The following is a 6,915-nucleotide window of genomic DNA, read 5'->3' as shown; positions in this document are numbered from 1 at the left end:
GTCAGCGTGTGTGCAAACTGTACCGGTGAGCTTGAACCAGGAGTTGGGATGCATGGCACAGAAAGAGCGCACAAAATAATAAGTAAAAAGTTTTTCATAGCTACCATCAATTTTATTTTTATAATTTGACTTTGTGCAGATCTTTAAATATTGCAAAATCTGATGGGAAATAGTCTTTAAGGCAGTAAGTACCCGACATAGATTCATTGAGTGCTTGGCAAAAAGTTGTAAGAAGGATGAATACTGGACATAAGGGGGTCTGTATAGGATAAGGTGTTGTTTCAGTTATTATATAGTCTTTCCAAACAGCTTTATTATAAAATCGTGCAGCACGAAGTTTTTCGTAAATTGTTTTGGGCTTAAATAATAAAATTCTTTTAACTTCAACTGGATCGGTTTTTTGAAGATCTACTAATTTTTCGATAAATTTCATAAGAACATCAGTTTTTTGTTTGGTGTTTGCTGAGTTGTTGCCATCTTGTGCAAGCGCGATCATGAAATCTTCTTGAAATTGTCCAAGTAAATTGATGGTACTTTCTTTAAAACAACCAGTGGCAAGTTCCTTGAGTTGTTCATTTGTGAGTGGTTTTTCTGTAGAAATAAAGCCTGTGACAGTAAGTTCTTGTTGCCTGTTCTCATAATACCTCGGGATATATTGGGTAATATTGCTAGCAATTAGATTTGCGGATGCCGTAAGGTTCGGAAATTCTATGTGATCATCGCTGAGTGCAAAGTACAAAAATGGAGTAGTTGTTAAATATTTTTTGAATTCTCTTAGGGGAGCTTCCCTTTCTTTTAATTTTCGGTTTGCTTCGCGCCGGTTGATTTCTTTTTTAACAAGAAAACCAACTCCGGCAGCTCCCGCGAGTGAAGCAAATGTGAAAAGAGCAGTTTTATTCTTTTGAAAAAAAGAAAGCACTGGAACTTGCGCGTTGCAAAAATTGGTAACGACGGAAAAGATTTTTGCATCGGTAGCCGTTGGTACAAAGGCAGAAAGAACAATGTGGATTTCGTTTCCTTGTTTTCGCAGGGTGTATTTTACACAAAACGTAAATGGTAATTCGGGGAGGGTGATAGTTGCAGAAAAAATCTCAGTTTTTCTGGTTGTTTTAGCTGCACGAAGTGAGGCAATTCGTGATTGAATTTGAGTAAAAAGTATTTTTAGGAATTCGTTTTTGCTGCATAAAACAGCTTGTGGTGATTGTTTGGTGTGATAAAAGTCCAAAAAATCATCGGCAGGAAATTGGATATGATCTTGCCCGTCAGGGAGTTTGGAAACTTTTTTGACGTTCACAGTCAGCGTGTGTGCAAACTGTACCGGTGAGCTTGAACCAGGAGTTGGGATGCATGGCACAGAAAGAGCGCACAAAATAATAAGTAAAAAGTTTTTCATACTAAAAAATACAATTTTTGTTAATTCATTATTGATACCATAAAAATAGCAGAGGTCTTATTTAAAAACAGAATCAGTTAATACTGCTTAAAAAGAGCAAAAAAGTTTGTTTTTTTGAGTTTTTGATTTTCGTATTGAATTAATTTGGTTGTTTTTTGCGTGAGTTTTGATGACTTGGTAGGTCATTCAGAGAGCTTTAATCCGGTAAGTAAAGCTCTCTATGCGCTAAAAATAGGTATTTATTGATTTTTTATTTGATCGATCGCGTCTTGAAGGTCATTTATTCGTTGTACCGCGGGGTGCCAAAAGCAAAAATTAGCATTAAAGTGTGGTCCTACAACAAAAATGGTAGGTTTTCCCGATAATTCGTGTAGTGCGATTGCAGCACCAAGTTCACCAGAGGCTCCAAGGCTGGACTCTTCATTGGAAAATAAAATAAAAACATCGCAATTAATAACACCTGTAAAATCTTCTTTGGCGCACTTTGCGGTAAATGTTGGATCAAGATCAAACGGAAACGATGGCTTGTTGAGTACCCATTCGTGGGTAATTGTATGTCCCTGGTCTTTTAATAACTGATAAGCCTTTTTTACTCGTTCTTTGTCGCTAAATTTTGCGGAAACATAGATTTTCATTACAAATGATCTTCAGGCCATAGAGAAATTTTAGTTAATAGTATGAAAAAACGTTTTTTGAGGCAAATTATTTTATAGCTATAAAAAATTAGAGTTCGAGTAAAAAAATATTTTTTGCCCTTTCATAAACCAGAAAAAACCGATAGCTTAGTTGATATAAAAATTGGTTAAAAAATCTTAGTTGCTACGACTTTTTATTGCGAAGTAGGTTTATATGTCGAGTTTTAATAGAGTTATCATGATGGGTAATTTGACCCGCGATCCAGATATGAAAAATTTGGCTTCAGGTCAGGCTGTGTGCCGTCTTTCATTGGCTTCAAATCGCCAATTTAAAAACAGACAAAGTGGACAAACCGTTCAAGAAGTTTGTTTTGTGGATGTTGACGTTTGGGGTGCACAGGCAGAATCGTGCTCAAAGTTTTTGGCAAAAGGTCGTCCAGTATTGGTTGAAGGTCGATTAAAGCTTGATACTTGGGAAGATTCAGAGGGCAAAAAACAAAGTAAACATTCGATTGTTGCAGATCGTGTGACGTTCTTGAACGGAAACGCTCAGGTAGAAAGCGAAGAGCAAGAATCTTTGGGTGCAATGCCTCAAGAAGTAAAAATGGAAACAATTAGTTCGCTTAAAAGTTTTGCAGCAAAGCGCTCTGGATCGCCGGTCAAGGCTAATACCGGTGAGATTAGCTTTAAAGACGAAAAAGCATTTGACGAGGAGTTGCCCTTTTAGTGGCTTATGCTGGACAAAAAAAAGGTGTTTGGTATATTGACGATATTCGGGTTTAGCTGATTATTAAAGATATTTCTCTTCGATTTTAAGCAATCGGGGGGATGGAGTAGGTAAAAATGAAACAAGCAGGACATCAAATTCCTGAAAAATATGCGATTTTTCAAACTGGCGGTAAACAGTACCAAGCGGTTGAAGGAAAAACGCTTGGGGTAGAAAAGTTGGACGGCGATGCCGGAGCAGCGGTTGTTTTTAACGATGTTTTGTTGGTAAAACAAGGCGATTCGTACAAAATCGGTGCGCCATTTGTTGCTCAAGCAACAATTAAGGCAGAAGTTGTAAAACAAATGCGTGGACCAAAGATTATCATCTTTAAGTTCAAAAGACGTAAAAAGTACCGTGTCAAAACCGGTCATCGTCAGCCCATTACCGTTGTGCGATTCATGTCGATCGACGCGTAATTTTTGCGATAAATTAAAAAAATCCCCTGGGAGTAAGTCCTAGGGGTTTTTTTATTAAAACAAATTATGTATTTTGCGCGGGTAGGGAGAACGGGTACGGGCATTCTTCCCACAGATTGAGTTGTTTGTTAAAAAAAATAACCAGTGGGGATGTTATTATTCCTCGTTTAAAAATGCCGCCAACTGGTAAAAGAATATGTTGGCCTGTTTGGTATTGTAGCATTAGGTCTGTTGAAAGCTTGGGAAATTGAAGACAATCTTCTTTTGTTTTTGAGTATAAACAGACTACCACTCTTCTGTGTGGGCCTTGAGGAGTTTGAAATTCTAAATCTCTTAAGCATGAATTGTTTTCTTGGGTTGTTAAATTTTCTTCGCTTTGCTTGCAAAAAAGGAGTGGTTCTTTTTGGAACCATAATTGGTATAGGTCGTAGCACAGAAGAATGGTTTGCAGGCTTATCAGTAGACTAAATGTTTTGTTTTTAGAGCAATATCGCTTGAAGTTAATCCAGAATAATTTGTTAAAAATCGAATATTTTTTAAAAAGTTCGGTTATTTGTTCAAGGTGTTGATAATTCCAGACAAAAGGTTCGGGGTTTGTTTTTGATTCAGTATTTTTCTGTACTTTTTTTTTTTGAATAATAAATGGAAGTCCGATTGTTATCCATGCAAGAGCAAGGTGTTTGTTGAGGATAGAAATGCCGCTTGAGGGAAAAGCTTGAGTGGCGAAAAAAAAGGTGCACAGAAAAATAGACGTTGGTGTAAAAAATATGTTTTTCATGAAAAAGTGTTTTGGTTATAAATCTATTTTTACAGAATACTTACAATCCCAATAGTTGTAAAAAACAAGGTGAAATATGTTTTTTGAATGTTATTGTGATTAATATGTTGTTTTTGCGTTGACATTGCCAGATACCATGGTAAACCTGTTTTGCGTAGGCCGTTATGAAAGAAGTGTAATGCTTCGGCATTAGCAAAATAAGGAATAATTCTGTGTCATCACGCATTTCATTTAATTTCTCAAAAGATTTGATAAAGAAAAAAGTTCTTTCCAACGGAATGACCATTATTTCGTATCCGATGAAATCTGTGCCAAAAGTATTGGTTCAGATTGCATACGATGTGGGTTCAGCTGTTGAAGAACAGGGCGAAAAAGGACTTGCTCATTTGGTTGAGCATATGATTTTTAAGGGAACTGAAAAGCTGCAAGAAGGTGCAATTGATAGTATCGCGCGAAAATATGGCGCAGAACTCAATGCGTTTACCAGTTCGGATGTTACCAGCTACTATTTTGAAGTGGACAAACAAAATTGGAAAAATTTTGTTCCATTACTTGCAGATTGCATGAAGAATGTTGTTTTTGATTCTGAACATTTGGCTTCAGAAGTAAAAGCTGTTGTGCAAGAACTTAATATGTACAAAGATCGCCATGTGTCGCGTATGGTACAGCTTGCGCTTGATCTTGGATTTCCATCAAATCATCCCTACCATCACCCAACAATTGGATACAAAGAAGATTTGGCATCAGTAACTGCTGAAAATTTAAAGCGTTTTTACAAAAAATATTATCATCCGGAACGCGCAGTGTTGTTTATTGTTGGTGACATGGATGCTGACGATGCAATCGCATATGCCGAGCAGCATTTTTCTGATATTCCACATGGTGGTTCGCAGGAGTTTGATAAATTTCCAGCATATGTTCACAATTTAACAGTACACTCATCGCGTATTTATGAGCATGTTCAGCAAGAAGTAGCAGTGTTTTATTGGGTAATTCCGGGGCTCAAAGCTGGAGCTGAATTGGTTGTTCAAGCAATTCAAGCGGTACTTGGCGGCGGCGAAGGAAGTCGGTTGTACCAAGCGTTGGTCGATGACGCTCAGGTAGCAGATGATGTCGGTGTTGAAGCATACACAATGCTTCATGGTGGATTGTTTTTGATCGTTGTTGAACCTAAAAAGGGAAAGCTTGATTTGTGCAGACAAATTATTTCTGCAGAAATCACAAATCTTATTGTTAATGGTGCATCCGATCTTGAGCTTAAAAAGTTTACCTCAAAATATGCTTCACAATTTGTTCGTTCAGTCGAAAGCACTAGCGGCCTGGTTGATGCATGGATTGAATCTTATTTTACAACACGCGATGAATTTGATGTCTTTGAAAAATTAAACAAAATCGAATCTGTCTCAAGTAACGAAATCAGAGGATTTACGGCAAATCACTTGGATCCATTTTTGATGAGTGTCATTGAGGTTGTTCCGTTTGTAAAATCAAAGGAGTTTTTCTGGGAACGTTCACAGGCCTATTTAAAGTATGTTGAAGCACATATTTTGCAAACACATCAGCGAACAACTCCGGTGGTTGAACCGGTGATTCCAGAAGAGTATGCGCATCCACAAAAATGTGAATTTTTGTTTCCTCGCCCAACGTATAAAACGGTTACAAGCAATGGTCTTGAAATTGTTGCGCAGCATGATGCTTCGCTTCCGTTGGCGACCATGGCATTGCAGTTTAGGGATGGTTCGTTTTTTGCGTCTGCAAAAGAGGGGCGGCTTGTTGGACTGATGATGGGAACGTTGCTTGAAGGTTCAACGCGCTATTCAAAAAAAGAATTACTCGATTTTTATGAACTGCATGGTGTTTCGTTCCGATTGGATAGTTATGGAGCGCATGTTTCGTTACTTTCTGCAAATCATGTAGATGTTTTTGATCGTTTCTTGCACATGGTGTTTAATCCAAAATTTGATTCATCATCAGTTGAGCATGTAAAAGCACTAACAATTGCTGGTCTTGAACGGTCAAAAGATTCTCCAACCGATGTTGCAAATCGTCTGCTGCGGTGCTCGGTGTACAAAGATACGCCAAATGATTGGTCGGTTGATGAAATGATTGCAGAGATTAAGAAAATAACCGTAGCTGATTTGAAAAAAATGCATACCGCTTTGATTCGACCAGAAATGATGGTGGCTTCGATTGTTGGTGAATATGATCATGATGCAGTTACAAGCTTGCTTGAAAAGTATTTTGGAACAATTGATATGCAATCGTATGTACCAAGAACAATCGGTGCATCGCATTTTAATCCAGCTGAAAAAATTGATTTTAAAATGCAGCGCGATCAAGCAGTATTGCTTATGGGCCAGCCATCAAAATTAACGTTGTTTCATAAGGATTATGCGGTAATTAAATTACTTAATTTAATCGCATTTTATTCTCTGGGATCACGGTTGTATCAACTGCGAGAGCAAACGGGGTTGTTTTACTCAGCATCTGGCGGCTTTGCATCGGGAGCAACTCTTGAGCCTGGACATGATTCGGTGTTTGCAATTTTAAATCCTTCAACGCTTGAAGAGTCAGAATCTTCTATCCGATTGATGATTGATGAATTAGCGCAGCATGGTGTGCGTGAAGATGAGCTTGCAGCTGCACAACAAATGTTTCTAAAACAAACAATTGATTTGATTGCAACCAGTGCTGAGCGGGCGTCGTTATTTGCGGCAATGCGCGTTTTTAATCTTCCTGAAGATTATTATGATCAGATGATTATTCGTGTACAGTCGATGACGGTAGATGAAGTTAATCGTATTGCTGCTGAATACTTCTCCCTTGCGCAAATGGCAAGAGTTCGAGTTGGCATGGTTTAATTAATCAATAAAAAGTAGTAAACAAAAAGGGCGCAGAGAATTTTTCCGCGCCCTTTTTATTTT

At 37.9% G+C, this 6,915-nt stretch carries 6 protein-coding genes; 3 read left to right on the top strand and 3 right to left on the bottom strand.

The features are described 5' to 3' along the window. Window positions 1–118: 118 nt before the first annotated feature. The gene (locus FJ366_04105; protein ID MBM3894749.1) at window positions 119–1,393 is read right to left on the bottom strand and encodes a hypothetical protein; all 1,275 of its coding nucleotides are present in this window, start codon (window positions 1,391–1,393) and stop codon (window positions 119–121) included. Window positions 1,394–1,632: 239 nt separating this feature from the next. Then, the gene (locus tag FJ366_04100) at window positions 1,633–2,028 is read right to left on the bottom strand and encodes a hypothetical protein (protein MBM3894748.1); all 396 of its coding nucleotides are present in this window, start codon (window positions 2,026–2,028) and stop codon (window positions 1,633–1,635) included. A gap of 214 nt (window positions 2,029–2,242) precedes the next feature. Between FJ366_04100 and ssb the strand changes: the two genes are divergently transcribed. Both ssb and rplU read left to right on the top strand, forming a co-directional pair. Continuing rightward, window positions 2,243–2,755, top strand: coding sequence for a single-stranded DNA-binding protein (gene ssb, locus FJ366_04095; protein MBM3894747.1), 513 nt, complete (start codon window positions 2,243–2,245; stop codon window positions 2,753–2,755). Window positions 2,756–2,871: 116 nt separating this feature from the next. Continuing rightward, the gene (rplU, locus tag FJ366_04090) at window positions 2,872–3,213 is read left to right on the top strand and encodes a 50S ribosomal protein L21 (protein ID MBM3894746.1); all 342 of its coding nucleotides are present in this window, start codon (window positions 2,872–2,874) and stop codon (window positions 3,211–3,213) included. Between the two features lie 64 nt (window positions 3,214–3,277). Here the strand turns inward: rplU and FJ366_04085 are convergent, their stop codons facing one another. Beyond that, window positions 3,278–3,991: a hypothetical protein gene (locus tag FJ366_04085; protein MBM3894745.1), complete on the bottom strand. Its 714-nt coding sequence runs from the start codon at window positions 3,989–3,991 to the stop codon at window positions 3,278–3,280. Window positions 3,992–4,203: 212 nt separating this feature from the next. Here FJ366_04085 and FJ366_04080 point away from each other — a divergent pair, with 212 nt between their 5' ends. Beyond that, window positions 4,204–6,852, top strand: coding sequence for an insulinase family protein (locus tag FJ366_04080; protein MBM3894744.1), 2,649 nt, complete (start codon window positions 4,204–4,206; stop codon window positions 6,850–6,852). The last annotated feature ends 63 nt before the right edge of the window (window positions 6,853–6,915 follow it).

It is taken from the genome of Candidatus Dependentiae bacterium (assembly GCA_016871815.1).
Lineage (GTDB): Bacteria > Babelota > Babeliae > Babelales.
This window is presented reverse-complemented; position numbering and strand designations above follow the sequence as displayed.